The 585-nt window shown below is 39.3% G+C and carries 2 protein-coding genes; both read left to right on the top strand.

Translation table 11 applies throughout. The features are described 5' to 3' along the window. Positions 1-351, top strand: a 351-nt coding sequence (locus ACTQ0H_RS09300) for an ATP-binding protein (protein WP_441548089.1), incomplete at its 5' end; no start/stop codon positions are given. Continuing rightward, on the top strand, positions 351-585 hold a 235-nt coding region (locus ACTQ0H_RS09295; RefSeq protein ID WP_441548088.1), incomplete at its 3' end, for an NUMOD4 domain-containing protein. The genes ACTQ0H_RS09300 and ACTQ0H_RS09295, both read left to right, overlap by 1 nt.

Here is a 585-nt window from a genome sequence, read left to right as displayed (position 1 = left end):
TTGTGTAACCGTTTCACTAGACAAGGAGTTTCCTATGACGTTACAGAAGAAGCCTCCAGAAAATACTATGCTGAGATGGATGTTGCAAAGGCTGCTCCAATGCTTGTAGCAGACGACATAGGAGTTCGATCAGCTACAGAGGCGTTTCGGGCAGACTTGCATGAAATTATCAATTACAGAATGGTTAAAGGACTTCCGACAATCTACACAAGCAACCTCCCACTAGTTGATATGGAGCAAGTCTTTGATGAACGTCTGTATGATAGGATGCGTGATAAGACTGTTATGATTAGGTTTGAGGGAGACTCTAAACGTGGGGTCAAGAATAAGTCCATTAAGGAGGCTAAATAATGGAAGAATCATGGAAGCCTATCACTAATTTTGAAGGTAAGTATGAAGTAAGTAATTTAGGTAATGTAAGAAGTTTAAAATACAGAAACAGCTCAGCAATTAAACTACTAGTTCTGACTACTAATGCTGATGGAAGAAAATATGTAGACTTGTATCAGAATGGAAACCGAACGAGAAAGCAAGTACACACATTGGTTGCTATTGAATTTGTTCCTAACCCAGACAGCTTAAAGG

Source organism: Collinsella sp. LCP21S3_A3 (assembly GCF_052118905.1).
Taxonomy (GTDB): domain Bacteria; phylum Actinomycetota; class Coriobacteriia; order Coriobacteriales; family Coriobacteriaceae; genus Collinsella.
This window is presented reverse-complemented; position numbering and strand designations above follow the sequence as displayed.